This window comes from Sphingobacterium sp. MAE (genome assembly GCF_056711605.1).
The window spans coordinates 2,471,551-2,486,377 of sequence record NZ_CM160044.1 but is presented as its reverse complement, the minus strand read 5'-3'; the positions used below and the strand labels follow the sequence as shown (position 1 = coordinate 2,486,377).

Sequence of the window (14,827 nt, the reverse complement as noted above, 5' to 3'; positions counted from 1 at the left end):
AAATTAATTACAATTTAATTTAAGATATTTCACTCTAAGGTATAAGGTAAATTTGAGAAATAAAAATTTTTACAGAAATAAATATGAGTCCACATATAAAAGACTTTAACTATCTATCTTTAAAGTGTATTTTAATATGTTATATGTATATAATTTAATGTCATAAAAAAAATGAATGTAAAGAAATTACGTTTTGACAAGTTATCAGAACTTAATTTGAATCAGAGTAAAGAGATCAAAGGTGGAAATGCAGCATGGACAGGAGGTTGTTCAGATGGTTGCCCTTCTTTCTTGGAAACATCTTTAAATTGTACAAATGGGGGCTGTACAGCTGACTGTTCTGGAGAATGGAACTGCTTCACAACAGACTTATGTACAGGCTATTTGTAGGAAAAAAAAGCGTTTCCTTGCTTAGCAATTAACTAAATCAGTAAAAGGAGGATGTCAAGTTTATTCCACATCCTCCTTTTTAAAACGTCACTTTTAAAAAGTAATAAATATTTAACAACAAATTTACATGAATAATATTTTCACTAAAAACATGCGTACTAATAATTTTACAATAAAATAAACATAGTTAATAAAAAAATTTAAAGGTGTAAACATTTATTATAAAAGAAATATTTTAATATATATGCAAAATCCATATTGATACAATTGTGCAGCTAAGAAATTATAAAAAAAGACTGAATTATAAAGAAAATCGATTTATTAACAGTTTTATAACAATTTATTATTACAAAGGCTATGTTATTCATGATACAATCTTGAACAAAATGAAAGTTTTTCAAAAAATGAATCTATATGTTTAAAATATGTGTGATTATGGCAGCTGGTCAAGGAACCCGTTTAGCACCACTCACAGCTACAAGACCGAAAGCTATGTTACCGGTGGACGGAGCACCGCTTATTTCAAAAACGTTGCTTCAGCTCAAAAATAAAATTAAAAATATAGTAGTAACAGTAGGAGAACATTCAGAAGATTTAGTAATATACGTCCTTGAAAATGGCGGCACCAAAGTACTGTCTACATTATATAAAGGAAATTGCTGGTGGTTATTCAACTCTGAAATTAGAGAGATTGATGAGCCGGTTCTGGTTTTACCTTGTGATAATATCACCAATCTTAATTTACCCTTTATTTATGATAATTACCAGCAACTGGGTTCCCCCCCTGTATGGTTGTCCCTATTTCACCTAAACATGAGATTGAAGGAGATTTTATATCATCTAATAATGGAATTGTAACTGCGATTTCCAGAAATGTAAAACAACCAATTTATTGCTCAGGAATTCAAGTAGTTAATCCAAAAACAGTCAATAATCTTTGTAAACAAAACGAAGATTTTTCAGATGTTTGGAATGAATTAATATCAATACAAGTGTAAATCGTCAGCATAATTTGGACATAATTCAATAAAAACTAAGAGAGTGTTTTCCTGAAAAATTTTTAACTTTAATCATTATGGGAAGACCAAAAAAAACTACCCCCGAAAACTTTATCAAGGATGTACGTCGCAGTACACGAAGAATCTTCACTGCCGAGCAGAAAATTTTGATCGTTATGGAAGCGTTACGAGCGGAGAATTCTATTGCCGAGATCTGTCGTAAGCACAGTATTAACGAGTCTCAGTTCTATAAATGGAACAAGGAGTTTTTGGAGGCAGGAAAAAAGCGACTTGAAGGCGATGTTACCCGTGAGGCGACCTCAGATGAAGTTGCCGAACTTCGAAAAGAAAACGCCAGACTTAAAGAAATGGTTGCCGATCTGGTTCTACGCTATGATATCGTAAAAAAAAGCTTGGATCTGCTGGATTAACTGATAAATACAAAAAGTATATGCGATTATCAGCGGGAGAAAAAATGGAGATTATCGAGGCTGTTACCCGATCTGAGCTTGGCGTGAAGCGCACCTTAACTGAATTTGGTATTTCCAGAAGTACATTTTACAGCTGGTATGACCGGTACCTCAAAGACGGCTATGAGGGGCTAGAACTGAAAAACAGGGACTGCAAACAACAGTGGAACAGTATTCCAGAACAAGTTAAAGAATTTGTTGTAGAGGTTGCCCTGGATAAGGTTGATCTATCGGCCCGCGAGTTAGCACATCACATCAAAGACGAGCACGAGATTTTCATTTCTGAATCTTCAGTTTATAGAATCCTTAAAAACAAAGGTCTGATAAGTGCTCCGACCCATATTTTGATCAGTGCATCCAATGAATTTAAGGATAAAACCGGTTTTGTGCATGAAATGTGGCAGACAGACTTTACCTATTTCAGAATAAAAGGCTGGGGTGATTATTATTTAAGTACCATCCTGGACGATTTCAGCCGCTACATCGTACATTGGGAGCTTTGTACATCCATGAAGCATGAGGATGTGATACGTAATGTGGACATGGCAATAGAAAAGGCAAAATTAAAAACAAAGGTTAAGCCTAAATTATTGTCAGACAATGGATCCTGTTACATCTCCAAGGAGCTGGGAAAGTACCTGAACGAAGAACTGGAAATGAAACAGGTGCATGGCAGACCAGCACATCCACAGACTCAAGGAAAAATTGAAAGGTATCACAGGACAATGAAGAATGTGGTCAAATTGAACAATTACTATTCACCAGAAGAGCTAAAAGAAGCCCTAGAAGAGTTTGTAAATAGATATAATAACGAACGCTATCATGAGTCTTTAAAAAACCTCACCCCGGCTGACGTATATTATGGTCGTGGAGACCTCATATTAAAACAAAGAGAAAGCCTAAAAAAACTGGCCATTAATAACAGAAAAACAGAATATTTAAAACAAAAATTAATAGATTTATAAAACTAAAACACTCCTTAAGCATTTGTCCAAATTAGTTTGAAGACATACAGTACAGCATGCGTTGCTTCAGATTGGTCTGTGTACTCGTCTGCATCTCGATGATGATCTCTTCTCCTGTACTGGTCTGGACTACAAGATCAAAAATAACTTTACCGATCTCTTCGGTTGCTCCGATACGCTCGGTATCCCGATAGGTAAGATCTGTGATGGTCTTACGACAACGAAAGATGATGTTTAGAAAGTTGATCAGGTTGACCTTGTCTCCAAATAACCGCTTGAATCCTTCATCGGTGGTTGGATCAATAAATACGGGCTCTACATGTGCTAACATAATTTTAGGATTTATTTAAATAATTAATTACATAAATCAAATATGATAAAAACTAAAAATATTAGTCGGCCATTAAACGTTTGTAGTCGTTTGTTGTCGGCTAGCACAACTTGGAGCAATCTTTAAAGATACAATAGAAAAAGAAAAGCCACATCTCACGATGTGGCTCTGACTAAACATATGCATTCAAACTTAACTTACTTATACGTGTTGATGGATTGCGATACTTTCCAATTGCCTCCGTCATTGACCAACGTGATTAAGTCGGTCTTGGTAAATCCTTCAAATTGTTGGGTCACTTTTGCAAGCATATAATCACCTGATTGCTCAACAATGGTAGTGCTTGTTTTACAGTTCAACTGCTCTCCTTTTTGCTTTTTCAAGAAGGAAATTACTTCTGAACGGCTATTGATCTTAGCTTCTGCTGCCTGTACTTTTTGATTAAAATCTGATGTAAACAATTGCTCTACTCCTGCCGATTGTCCCTCTGTCATAACTGCAACGTAATGATCAATGGCTAGATCTGCTGTAGATAAATTAACGACTGCTTTCTTAGAGTTATCTCCTGCTGGTTTAGCTGCTGCCATCGTGAATGTTGATACTGCGATCAAGGCTGCTGCTGCGAATGTTTTTGCTAAAGTTTTCATAATGTCTTTATGTTATATTGTTAGTTTATTGTTCTTAGTTGTTCTTAGTTGTTCTTAATTGTTGATTCAAAAGTAGGGTGTAATTCGTCCCTACCCTATGGCAATTAGACTAAACCAACTAAAAACTCGGTAAATGGTGGAAATGGCTAGGTGAAGTGGTTGAACCTGGAATGGGGTTATTCTGCTGCCGTCCACTTGTCAATAACAAAGGCACAAAAAAACCGCTTGGTCATCCAAGCGGTTCTATATATTTTAAAAATATGTTCTATTTCAGTTTTTCGATCTCTTCTATGGAAAGTCCGGTACCCTTAGCAATATCTGCTACAGGTAAACCCATTTTCTTAAATTCTAATGCAATAGCACGCTTTTCAGCCTTAAGCTTAGCACGCTCTTCCAAACGACCCTTCTCAATGCCTTCTTTTTCTGCCTTATCTAATAGATATTCTTGAGTGCCCATTATATTACTCCTTCCTAATTTTTTTTTAATTTCTGACTCAAATATAGTTAAACTCCCCTGATTTTCAAAGCCTACGTAATACGTTAAAAAATTATAGAGACCCTGACGCGTACTCTTATCCATTTTACGACTCATCATCTGTTCATAAAGATCATGCTTAATATCTTTCAACTTATCATCACTGATATTTTTATTCGTGATAGCCAATAATGTAGTTAAAACTACGACTGAAAAGGGATTACTATTTGAACGTAATGCTACCTCATCTTGATGTAAAACCTTATAACTATTAAAGCGGTAATGGAGAATAGTGCCCATAAACTCCTTAATATACGCAGATGGATGATAACTTCGGCTATCGTCGGTAAGGATAGCAATGGCAGAAATTGGAACTTGATACTTATCGGATATTTTATAGTAATACCGAAACATGCGCTCTGCAAGATCTCCCTTGCCTCGACTGGACTGTACCTCAATATGGCATAGCACAAACTGCTCACCGCCGTCTTTCAAATAGACTTTGACCAACTTATCTACAAAACGCACACCCTTGCCGTTGGGTTCTGGAGGGAATAAAGACTCAAACTCTTTATCTAAATAATCAAAAGGTTTACTCAGATCGAATATACCTGCTGCATCTTCAAAGAAAAACTCTAAAAAATGTGCAAAAGTCTGTTCTAAAATAGACTTCCATAGCTGATCATCAATGCGGCTGCAAGATTTACTCATAATAAACTATTTATAATAAGGTTACTATAGTAAAGATACAAAATAAAGAATAGTAAAACTAATATTTTTAGTAATCAAGTTTAATTGCTTACTAATTTGTACCACACAAAATGATCCTACAAAAGTAATTTGATAACTATCATTTCTTTTAGACTCCTGACATAAAGCGTCACTTTTCAAGTATAAATTTGCGTCATTAATTAATTTTTAAAAGAAAACGTTCGGAGTGGGAAATAAGAAAGGCCTTCTGCTTCAAGGCAGAGGGCCTTTTTTGAATAGCTCTGGTAAATTACGTGACTACTTATCAAAAAAATTCAAATTTAGCTGTGCTATTTTAAATTTCAAATTAAACATAATTCTCTGGATCCTATGGTTTACATCATACTTCTGGCCTCATCTGCGGAAATAATAATACTTCTTGTATGGCCGTTTGGCCGGTAAGTAACATGGTTAATCTATCCATACCAATACCCATCCCAGATGTGGGAGGCATACCATATTCTAATGCACGTAGAAAATCTTGGTCAATGTACATAGCCTCATCATCGCCTTTTTTCTGAAGCTGAAGTTGTTCTTCAAATCTTAAGCGCTGCTCGATCGGATCATTTAATTCTGAATAAGCATTACATAATTCTACTCCATTGACGATAAGCTCAAATCTCTCTGTTAATGTGGCATCATCACGATGACTTTTGCATAGTGGCGACATCGCTACGGGATAATCAATGATAAAGGTCGGTTGCACGTATTTCTTTTCACTGGTTTTTCCAAAAATTTCATCTATTAGTTTGCCTTTACCCATACTTTCATCTTGATCGATATCGAAGGCAATACAAGTACGACGTAATTCTTCTTCGGTCATATTACTGATATCCACACCCGTATTTTCTTGTATGGCACCAGCCATGGTTACTCGTCGATAAGGTGCTTTAAAATCGATAACAGTATCTCCCACCAATACTTCAGTTGTACCCAAAACCTCAAGACATATCCTTTCCAATAGTTGCTCTGTGAATGCCATCATCCAGTTGTAATCTTTATAGGGGACATAAATTTCCATGACGGTAAATTCGGGATTATGGGTACGATCCATACCCTCATTACGAAAATTACGTGAAAACTCAAATACGCCATCAAATCCGCCGACAATCAATCTTTTCAAGTACAATTCATTGGCAATACGCAGATATAAAGGTATATTTAATGCTTCATGATGAGAAACAAAAGGTCTTGCACTTGCACCACCAGGAATGGACTGAAGAACTGGTGTATCAACTTCTACATAACCTTTCGTAATGAAAAACTGGCGCATTGACTGAAAGATTTTCGTTCTTTTAAGGAAAACTTCTTTGACTCCCTGGTTAACAATAAGATCAACATACCGTTGACGGTAACGCTGTTCAGGATCAAGAAACGCATCGTATGCAACGCCCTCTTTATGTTTTACAACAGGTAAAGGACGTAGTGATTTTGACAGAACCTGCAACTGTTTTACATGAATGGAGATCTCACCAGTTTTGGTGCTGAACACATGTCCCTCAACACCAATGATATCGCCTAGATCCAATAGTTTTTTGAATACGATGTTATATAAATCTTTATTTTCACCTGTGCAGATATCATCACGGTTGATGTAAAGCTGAATGCGACCGTACGGATCCTGCAGTTCTACAAATGCGGCCTTTCCCATCATACGACGGCTCATGATACGGCCAGCAATAGTGACTTGTTTAACCTCATCTTTTTTAAAACTCTGTTTGATATCGGATGTCGTAGCGTTTATCTTAAATTCTGCGGCTGGATAAGGATTTATCCCCATTTCTCGTAATTGTTCGAGATTCTCACGACGAATTACTTCCTGTTCGTTCAATTCCATATTTTACTTTCATTATGCTATATTTCTCTTCTAATACTGAAGGAATATATAAAACACAAAAATCTCAAATCAATACGGTAATGGGTGTGAATTAACAGGACATTATTGGTAATAATCGAAGGTACGTGAACACTTGGAGTTAAAAATTATAGATTCTGATATGCTTTGGGAGTTTGCCCGGTACGTGCTTTGAAAAATTTACCGAATGTGGATTGGTCGTAAAAATTAAGAGCATCGGATATCTGCTGTACAGATTGCTGTGAGTGTTGGAGCATAATTTTCGCTTCCACCAATAAAGCATCAGCAATCCAATATTTAGTTCCTTTACCTGTAAGCTGTTTTAATACCGAAGCTAAATACTGGGGTGTGATATGTAGCTTATCAGCGTAAAACGATACATGGTGCTGATGGATGACATTTTCTTTCAATAATGTTAAGAATTTATGAAAAATAATATCCTGCCTGGTTAAATTACTTTGTTTTACCTGATGTTCATGATGATTTATCATCATGTTTTCGGCCTCGATTACATATTCCAGCAAGAGTGCATTAATGATATCTTTCTTGAAATGATGTATGGCCGGCATTCGTTGCTCTAGTCTTTCATGACAAGAAGCGAGAACATTAAATTCCTTCTCCGAAAGATGGATAACAGGATCTTTACGGATATTTAAAAAACTAGTTTTTAGCACATCGTTTTTTGACCTGTTCATTGTCTCAAAATATGCCTGTTCTACAAAAATAAGTCGATATCTGGTATCTGGGCTACCTGATATGCTTTGATAGATATGCTCGGGTAGGATAAGAAGAAAATCTTGTTTGGATAAATGATGAATGCTATAATCGAGCTCAATACGCATAGTGCCTTGTTCAACGAGCACGAACATAAAAAAAGATGTTCTTATGGGAAACATCCGAGTAATATGCAAATCACGAATACCTACATCTGCGACCAGAATACTCTCTTCAAAATCGTAAATTGCTTCTTGATTGAAACGAAGAATATCTTTGAAATTTACTATCGATATATTTACCATAATCACATCATTATTACACTACAAATTAATAAAAATATTCGTTATTTACCAACTAATAATAAATACCATTTGTTTTTCTTTTCATATCGTGCTACAATTGTCTTAGGTAAAACAGATGAGAGAAGATTGTTATTCGAAAGGTTCCAGAAGTGTGGATAAGGAGAAGATATAGTGAGAAGGCCTTGCTTGGAGCTCATTCTTGAATACCATGACTGGACAGTAAAAATGGAAAAGTCTCCAGCACCAGTGAAAGAGACCTTGTATAACTGACATAGCGATATTGATTATAACACAGTCTTGTTGTTGTAGAAATTTGACTGATGATTTGCTCATAGAATTATCAAGAAACTAAAAGCTGTAATCACTTTTAAATCCGACTTTATAAAATCCTAAATATTATCCAGATGTTAAACGCTTGTTATCGGGCAACACAGCTAAGGATCTTAAAAAGAAAAGCCACATCTCACGACATGGCTTTAACTAAACATATGCATTCAAACTTAACTTACTTATACGTGTTGATAGATTGAGATACTTTCCAGTTGCCACCATCATTGACCAAGGTGATAAAATCGGTCTTAGTAAATCCTTCAAATTGTTGGGTCACTTTTGCAACCATATAGTCACTGGACTGCTCAACGATTGTAGTGCTTGTTTTACAGTTCAACTGCTCGCCTTTTTGCTTTTTCAAGAATGAAATTACTTCTGAACGGCTATTCGTCTTATCTTCTGCTGCCTGTACTTTCTGTTTAAAATCTGAAGTGAACAACTGCTCTACTCCTGCTGACTGTCCTTTGGTCATAACGCCTACGTAATGGTCAATGGCTAGATCTGCTGTGGATAGGTTGACAGTTGCTTTCTTATAGTTGTCTCCTGCTGGTTTGCCAGCTGCCATAGTGAATGTTGATACTGCGATCAAGGCTGCTGCTGCGAATGTTTTTGCTAAAGTGTTCATAATGTCTTTATATTATATTGTTAGTTTCTTAAGTTGCATCAGCCCCACATCCACCAACTCAAACCCTGATGCTTGCTAAAGCAATTGTTGATTCAAAAGTAGGGTGTAAATCGTGCCTACCCTATGGCAATTAGACTAATCCAACTAAAAACTCGGTGACTGGAGGAAATAGGTAGGTGAAAACAATCACCCCCTACTGCTAGCATTTATTAAGATATAAAAATTATTCTTGATCTTATATCTTAAATCATTGATCAGTTTTTAGTAGATTTATGGAACTGATCACCTACATTATAAATTGATAAAATGAGTGCAAAAGTACCTTTGGTTAGACCAATATCATGGTTAGCGTTTCTAATCATCATCATAGTATGGATTAGTTTCATGGCTATATTTGCTTTTCTATTCCAATTTAATGGCATTTATATCGGTTCTATTATTTTTTTTGTATTATCGATTTCCTTACAACAGATAATCCCAGCTAGTCATAATAAGGGAATGAAAGCTATCAAAAAAAATGATTTCAAAACAGCATTGGAACACTTCAATAATAGTGTCGATTTTTTTACACGATATAATTGGGTAGATAAGTACCGTGCGATCACCCTACTGAGTACCGCAAAAATGTCTTACAGAGAAATGGCCCTTTGCAATATGGCTTTCTGTTATTCGCAAACGAATGAAGCTGAAAAAGCAAAGGATCTTTATGAACAAATATTGAAAGAATATCCAGATAACGGTGTTGCTTTTTACAGTTTAAACTCTATTAATACGTTTTCAAACAAAACTGACTAGCCAGTACAGGAACAACATGAAATTCTTATTAGAATATTGAACGTTGAGCAGAAAAAGATGAAACGGACTCTAAATGAGATTTTCATACTTGAATCGGATCAAAAGTTTGATGAGGAATTTTCTCTTTACAAAATACTTCTCAAATCGGAGGCGCTTAATTTCGAATATTGGAAACATTACTTCTTTTTTCTTTGGTCAATGCTTGAGGATGTTATTGAAATTTTCTATTATTTCTTACAATACAATTTGATTTTTGGAGAGAAATACTCCTGTGTATTAAATAACAAAATAATATAACGCTCAAAACATTTGTTATTAGCCGGATATTAAACGTTCATATTCCTTTACAAACGTTTTATATAAAGCTAGCACAACTCACATCAATTTTTAATATAAAGTATAAATAAGTAAAGCCACATCTATCTAAATTGCCCTAAAAAAATTAGAAACTTATTGGGAGCAATTCACATTCCAAGCGGTTCTGTGTATTTATAACGATGTTCTATTACCGTTTCGATCTTTTCGATAGTAAATTAACCTCGCCGTTTTTTTAAATACTGTTTCTTAACCGTCCACTACCGAACAAATTTCGTCCGAAATTGAACATCTACAGATAAAATAAAAACATAATTATCTGATATTATGACAGATAAACAAATGGCACATGAGTTGAAAGAGTCGTAAATATAAAAATCTCGAATTTTAATGACCATCAATGAAAAAATCAGCTTTAATCATAACTTTCCTGTCCTTGACAATTTCGTGCTTTAGTCAAAAATCAAACAGTTCGGAAACCGAATTAACACAAAAAATAGACAATTATATAAAAGAGATAATTGAAATAAACGAAATACCGGGTACAGCTCTTGCTGCTATAAAAGACGGAAGGTGATTTTCGAAAAGTATTATGGGAAAAGTTCGTTAGCTGAAAATTTGAACATATCGGAAAATAGTGTTTTTAGATTGTATTCCACAACCAAGATAATGACAACAGTTAGTGTTTTTCAACTTATAGAGAGAAACCAGCTATCATTAGATGACAAAATTTCTAAATATTTGGACAATCTTCCGACAGGATGGCAAGATGTTAGAGTCAAAAATCTATTAACGCATTCATCGGGCCTGCCGGATATTGTAAAGTTTGACGATATTCCGTATGCGTTGGAAGAAAGCGAAAAATGGAACCGTTTATACAAAAAGCCTATAGAATTTGAAATCGGTAATCATTTCAGTTACAATCAAACCAACTATTGCCTGCTCACAAAAATAATTGAAAAAATAACCGGAGCAACATTTGAAGATTATGTGCTGAAGGGGCAATTCCCTAATGTCGAAAAAGGCATTGTTTTTTCAGCAAACTCCTCAGAATTTATTCCTGATAGAGTTGACCATCATCGCTTTGATTTTAAAACTGAGAAATACAAGCGATTTAATGCTGATCATGGCAAGATACATAATTCAGGGAGTGGATTAAATATTACACTGAAGGAATTTATCGCTTGGAATGAAAGACTGGACAAAAATATACTTCTAAGCCCTGCTACAAAAAATGCGATGTGGAGCCCCTTTCCGTTTAAAGACACAACAAACAGTTTTCTGTATGGGTGGGACAGTTATGAAACAAACAAGATAAAATCATTTGGGTTCAGTGGTGGAAATATGACGGCTTTTAGAAAATTTATTGATCATGATCTGACCATTATTTTTCTATCAAATGGCTATAAAAACTATAATGTGGAAGGACAAGTTATAGATCACGTCGCAGGAATAATTGATGAAAACTTAAGGGATAGTAATCTACTGGCAGATGAAAAAATAACAGCTGATTTTTATAAAGTTGACATTGCAAAAGCAATACAAAACTATTATTCGGTAAAAAGCCAATATCCGACAAGAAACTTCGAAAACAGATTACTATCGATCGGTTATAATCTCATGAATAATCAGAATTTGAAAAATGCAATCAAAGTATTTGAATTGAATCTAAAGGAAAACCCTAATTCTGCGAATGCTTATGATTGTATGGCAGAAGCATATTTTACAAACGAGCAATTTGACTTGGCAAGACAGAACTATCAGAAGTCACTTGATCTGTATCCCGAGAATACAAATGCGAAAGATATGATCAATAAAATTGATAAAATAATGAAAAAATAATCGGTTTTTTCGGGAATTAAAATCCGATAATCAGAGAAATGGTTTCGGGCTTTATATAACGTTCTGTTCGACTTGCTGTCAGCATGGTGTATGGCGACTATGCCTCGTTTATCTACATTAGCCTCTAAACAACAACTCATCAAGCTGATTTTATTTGTAAGTACAGTACTTGTTTAGTAGTTTAGAGCTATACTGTGATATCAAAAATGAAAAAAATATTCTTATTCGCGCTTCTGTCATCTTTTGGGCTAACTTTAACCTATGGCCAACAAACCAACAATCAATATAGTATTACAGACAAACTGCCGAAAGTAATCTATAAAGATCTTAAAGAACGAGACTTGGCGAAGATAGAGGTTTTAGGCAAGCTATATGCTAGTGAAACTGGACTAACGCTGAAAACCGATAGTATAAAGACGGTAGAAGCTAGTAAGGAAAAACAAGCTATCGTAATAGGGATAACTGCTGATTATAAACCCGAATTTATTACTTTATCTGATCTTAGGAAGAAGTATACCAATGTGCAATCGGATCGGGTTATTTTTCAGATCGAGGATAAAATAATTCAGGATGATCCCAATACAGTTTATGTCGACATCAGTAATATCATGACGATCTTTGTGTCTCCTGTTAAATTTATAGGTGACTTGGATGATCTTTATATATTAACATTGAAGGTACGTAATGAGAGAAATATGAAAGATATGAATACCATTCGTATTCGCTGATAGGTATCGTAAACCTCTATGATCCCAGCTAATTAATGCGGCTACTTTTGCGGAAACGATGATCCATATTTAATTACTTTTTTAAGCTGTGTTTTAAAAAATTATGACCAATATATTTAATAAAACTTTCCCATTACTAAATAAGACTTTTTAAAAAAATGGTTATTCGAGTGTCGCCCACTTGTAAGTAACATGGGCAAAAAAAACCGCCTGGTCATCCCAAACGGTTCTATATATTTTAGAATCCTGTTCTACTTCAGTTTTTCGATCTCTTCTATTGAAAGTCCGGTACCCTTAGCGATTTGCTCTACAGGTAAACCCATCTCTTTAAACCTCAAAGCTGTCTCAATAGCTTTCTTATGCTCCCCTTCTGCAAGACCTTCTGCTTTTCCTTTTGCTTTAGCTTCATTTTCTGCTTTCTTAGCTTCTCTTATAGCTTCTTTCAATTGCTTTTCTAATCCTTCAACTTGTTCCTGTTGATACATCCGCACTGCTTCAGCATCCCACTTACGTTTTAGAACGAATATCATACATAGTTCGTTCCTCCTTTGTCAATTTTGCGTAGCTGGCCAACTGAAAGAACCGCTGAAATACGGTCGAATTCATAATTCGTGGCAAGGTCTTTAACGTTGACATATTCTTGAGCATAAAGAATACTTTGTCGAGTTCATCTTCAACCTCTGCTTCGCTTTTAACAAAGTTAATAATTTCTAAATAGATAAAGCCCAAACCCTCGTAAAACTAATTGAGTTACTGTTGCATACTCAAGCAACTGTAAGGAAAGTCTCTTGCTGACCAAAAAGTATCAAAATTTTCCAGCAAAATATTTGTCCTGAATCTCTATGACACAGGCAGGTATCATGAAAATATGTACTCCGATCACCCCCTGGCATATGAAAACCGTCCATCAGGACAATGGTGTAAACCTCTGGAATGGCATACGCCCAGGCTTTGCGGTTTCCTTTGGGTGCTGTGTCTGAAATGACCTTGCTGGCATAGTACAGCATGCGTTGCTTCAGGTTGGTCTGTGTACTCGTCTGCATCTCGATGATGATCTCTTCTCCTGTACTAATCTGGACAACCAAATCAAAGATAACTTTACCAATCTCTTCGGTCGCTCCGATACGCTCGGTATCCCGATAAGTAAGATCTGTGATGGTCTTACGACCACGAAAGATGATGTTTAGAAAGTTGATCAGGTTGATCTTGTCTCCGAATAACCTCTTGAATCCTTCATCGGTGGTTGGATCAATAAATACGGGTTGTGAATGCGCTAACATAATTCTAGGATTTACTTAAATAATTAATTACATAAATCAAATATGATAAAAACTAAAAATATTAGTCGGTTATTAAACGTTTGTTGTCGTTTGTTGTCGGCTAGCACAACTTAGAGCAATCTTTAGAGATACATTAGAAAAAAAGAAAAGCCACATCTCTCGACGTGGCTTTTACTAAACATATGAAATTTACTTAACTTACTTATAGGAGTTGATGGATTGACGAATCTTTTATTATCTTAGTTTCGTTAAACATAATATGAGCGGTAATTTTAGAAAATGCCACAGCCAAACAAGAATGATAAATTTTGAAAACATAAAAACTTATTCAACTGAATTCCCAGAGGCTTGGAGTTTTTTGTGGTCACCAGAAGAGGCAAGTAAAATACCGGAGGAACATAAAGACCAAATCTTCTTTCTGAATAACGAAGCAAGTGAGTTTGTGGAAAATTACATCAACAGCTCGAAAATGATTACAGGCCCATTATGGAAACCATTTAATGAAAAATACTTTAAAACAATTGAAGAATTTGAAGTAACAGAAGACTGTGAACACGAAATAAAAAAATGGCTTTATTCGAAACCTATTCCGTTCAACAAGTTTGTATTTATTTACAGTGATAGAAGTGGACAATCTGTAACACTGACTTGGAAGATGGTAATTAAATATTGGGAAGGAATTTTTTTTGCTGACGACTTAATCATATTTGACGAAACACTAAATTGGGGACTTTTTTATTTTCATGAAGACAGAATTTACTTTAGTTCAGACAAAATCTACGACAAAGAATTTGAGTATGAAAAAACTAGAGAACTTAACGAATTGAAACATAGATTTCTCAATAAAGATAATCTTAACTTTAACAATGAGGACAAGAAGAAATCTATAAGAGATTTTAAACAGAAATACAACACAGATAGAATTGAATAAAACCTACCGCTAACATTTTAGCAAAATGGTAGGTTTAGTGCTACATTCAAGTTCAGTTTTTCAATTATGGCGACATTGTTA

General features: G+C 35.0%; 15 protein-coding genes and 1 pseudogene. 7 read left to right on the top strand and 9 right to left on the bottom strand.

The features are described from left to right. The first annotated feature begins 171 nt into the window (after positions 1-171). The 3 genes from AC06G9_RS10495 (at position 172) to AC06G9_RS10485 (ending at position 2,823) form a co-directional block, all read left to right on the top strand. Positions 172-390 carry a hypothetical protein gene (locus AC06G9_RS10495; RefSeq protein ID WP_480958092.1) on the top strand — a complete coding sequence of 73 codons (219 nt, stop codon included), beginning with the start codon at positions 172-174 and terminating at the stop codon, positions 388-390. A 435-nt stretch (positions 391-825) separates the two neighbouring features. Next, on the top strand, positions 826-1,248 hold the full coding sequence (locus tag AC06G9_RS10490; RefSeq protein WP_434440687.1) for a sugar phosphate nucleotidyltransferase: 423 nt from the start codon (positions 826-828) through the stop codon (positions 1,246-1,248). A 217-nt stretch (positions 1,249-1,465) separates the two neighbouring features. After that, a protein-coding gene (locus AC06G9_RS10485; RefSeq protein ID WP_480958091.1) for an IS3 family transposase occupies positions 1,466-2,823 on the top strand; the annotation gives its coding sequence in 2 pieces (ribosomal slippage) (positions 1,466-1,801 and positions 1,804-2,823; 1,356 coding nt in all). Between the two features lie 31 nt (positions 2,824-2,854). Here AC06G9_RS10485 and AC06G9_RS10480 read toward each other — a convergent pair. From AC06G9_RS10480 to AC06G9_RS10455, 6 genes are all read right to left on the bottom strand, one after another. Continuing rightward, the gene (locus AC06G9_RS10480) at positions 2,855-3,154 is read right to left on the bottom strand and encodes a PD-(D/E)XK nuclease family transposase (protein WP_480958090.1); all 300 of its coding nucleotides are present in this window, start codon (positions 3,152-3,154) and stop codon (positions 2,855-2,857) included. Between the two features lie 197 nt (positions 3,155-3,351). Continuing rightward, positions 3,352-3,801, bottom strand: coding sequence for a nuclear transport factor 2 family protein (locus tag AC06G9_RS10475; RefSeq protein WP_094771983.1), 450 nt, complete (start codon positions 3,799-3,801; stop codon positions 3,352-3,354). A 265-nt stretch (positions 3,802-4,066) separates the two neighbouring features. After that, complete coding sequence (locus AC06G9_RS10470) at positions 4,067-4,987, bottom strand: RpnC/YadD family protein (RefSeq protein WP_094771982.1); 921 nt, start codon at positions 4,985-4,987, stop codon at positions 4,067-4,069. Between the two features lie 379 nt (positions 4,988-5,366). After that, complete coding sequence (gene lysS, locus AC06G9_RS10465; RefSeq protein ID WP_094771981.1) at positions 5,367-6,863, bottom strand: lysine--tRNA ligase; 1,497 nt, start codon at positions 6,861-6,863, stop codon at positions 5,367-5,369. Positions 6,864-7,009: 146 nt separating this feature from the next. Next, positions 7,010-7,900, bottom strand: coding sequence for a helix-turn-helix domain-containing protein (locus tag AC06G9_RS10460; RefSeq protein ID WP_281047195.1), 891 nt, complete (start codon positions 7,898-7,900; stop codon positions 7,010-7,012). Between the two features lie 505 nt (positions 7,901-8,405). Further along, on the bottom strand, positions 8,406-8,855 hold the full coding sequence (locus tag AC06G9_RS10455; RefSeq protein ID WP_480958089.1) for a nuclear transport factor 2 family protein: 450 nt from the start codon (positions 8,853-8,855) through the stop codon (positions 8,406-8,408). A 306-nt stretch (positions 8,856-9,161) separates the two neighbouring features. On the opposite strand from AC06G9_RS10455, the gene AC06G9_RS10450 reads away from it, so the two are divergent. The 3 genes and pseudogenes from AC06G9_RS10450 to AC06G9_RS10440 all read left to right on the top strand — a co-directional run bounded on the left by AC06G9_RS10450 (position 9,162) and on the right by AC06G9_RS10440 (position 12,535). Continuing rightward, positions 9,162-9,650: a tetratricopeptide repeat protein gene (locus AC06G9_RS10450; protein WP_066852808.1), complete on the top strand. Its 489-nt coding sequence runs from the start codon at positions 9,162-9,164 to the stop codon at positions 9,648-9,650. Positions 9,651-10,517: 867 nt separating this feature from the next. Beyond that, positions 10,518-11,807, top strand: a pseudogene (locus AC06G9_RS10445) (serine hydrolase); the annotation flags it as partial. Positions 11,808-12,013: 206 nt separating this feature from the next. Continuing rightward, complete coding sequence (locus AC06G9_RS10440; protein WP_094771977.1) at positions 12,014-12,535, top strand: hypothetical protein; 522 nt, start codon at positions 12,014-12,016, stop codon at positions 12,533-12,535. Positions 12,536-12,786: 251 nt separating this feature from the next. Here AC06G9_RS10440 and AC06G9_RS10435 read toward each other — a convergent pair whose 3' ends face one another. From AC06G9_RS10435 to AC06G9_RS10425, 3 genes are read right to left on the bottom strand one after another with little or no spacing between them, the layout of a single operon-like run. Next, positions 12,787-13,065, bottom strand: coding sequence for a hypothetical protein (locus AC06G9_RS10435; RefSeq protein WP_480958088.1), 279 nt, complete (start codon positions 13,063-13,065; stop codon positions 12,787-12,789). Continuing rightward, positions 13,043-13,264: a PD-(D/E)XK nuclease family transposase gene (locus tag AC06G9_RS10430; RefSeq protein WP_480958087.1), complete on the bottom strand. Its 222-nt coding sequence runs from the start codon at positions 13,262-13,264 to the stop codon at positions 13,043-13,045. Before AC06G9_RS10430 ends, AC06G9_RS10435 begins: the two co-directional genes overlap by 23 nt. Before the next feature lie 35 nt (positions 13,265-13,299). Further along, complete coding sequence (locus AC06G9_RS10425; RefSeq protein ID WP_346572960.1) at positions 13,300-13,815, bottom strand: PD-(D/E)XK nuclease family transposase; 516 nt, start codon at positions 13,813-13,815, stop codon at positions 13,300-13,302. Positions 13,816-14,074: 259 nt separating this feature from the next. On the opposite strand from AC06G9_RS10425, the gene AC06G9_RS10420 reads away from it, so the two are divergent. Continuing rightward, the gene (locus AC06G9_RS10420; protein ID WP_480958086.1) at positions 14,075-14,746 is read left to right on the top strand and encodes a hypothetical protein; all 672 of its coding nucleotides are present in this window, start codon (positions 14,075-14,077) and stop codon (positions 14,744-14,746) included. Positions 14,747-14,827 lie beyond the last annotated feature (81 nt).

Bases quoted from the DNA above. Each gene is read 5' to 3' on its own strand.
- AC06G9_RS10440 (WP_094771977.1), top strand. From the start codon at position 12,014: ATGAAAAAAATATTCTTATTCGCGCTTCTGTCATCTTTTGGGCTAACT.
- AC06G9_RS10420 (WP_480958086.1), top strand. From the start codon at position 14,075: ATGAGCGGTAATTTTAGAAAATGCCACAGCCAAACAAGAATGATAAAT.
- lysS (WP_094771981.1), bottom strand. From the start codon at position 6,863: ATGGAATTGAACGAACAGGAAGTAATTCGTCGTGAGAATCTCGAACAA.
- AC06G9_RS10480 (WP_480958090.1), bottom strand. From the start codon at position 3,154: ATGTTAGCACATGTAGAGCCCGTATTTATTGATCCAACCACCGATGAA.
- AC06G9_RS10495 (WP_480958092.1), top strand. From the start codon at position 172: ATGAATGTAAAGAAATTACGTTTTGACAAGTTATCAGAACTTAATTTG.
- AC06G9_RS10490 (WP_434440687.1), top strand. From the start codon at position 826: ATGGCAGCTGGTCAAGGAACCCGTTTAGCACCACTCACAGCTACAAGA.
- AC06G9_RS10460 (WP_281047195.1), bottom strand. From the start codon at position 7,900: ATGGTAAATATATCGATAGTAAATTTCAAAGATATTCTTCGTTTCAAT.
- AC06G9_RS10435 (WP_480958088.1), bottom strand. From the start codon at position 13,065: ATGATATTCGTTCTAAAACGTAAGTGGGATGCTGAAGCAGTGCGGATG.
- AC06G9_RS10455 (WP_480958089.1), bottom strand. From the start codon at position 8,855: ATGAACACTTTAGCAAAAACATTCGCAGCAGCAGCCTTGATCGCAGTA.
- AC06G9_RS10450 (WP_066852808.1), top strand. From the start codon at position 9,162: ATGAGTGCAAAAGTACCTTTGGTTAGACCAATATCATGGTTAGCGTTT.
- AC06G9_RS10425 (WP_346572960.1), bottom strand. From the start codon at position 13,815: ATGTTAGCGCATTCACAACCCGTATTTATTGATCCAACCACCGATGAA.
- AC06G9_RS10470 (WP_094771982.1), bottom strand. From the start codon at position 4,987: ATGAGTAAATCTTGCAGCCGCATTGATGATCAGCTATGGAAGTCTATT.
- AC06G9_RS10475 (WP_094771983.1), bottom strand. From the start codon at position 3,801: ATGAAAACTTTAGCAAAAACATTCGCAGCAGCAGCCTTGATCGCAGTA.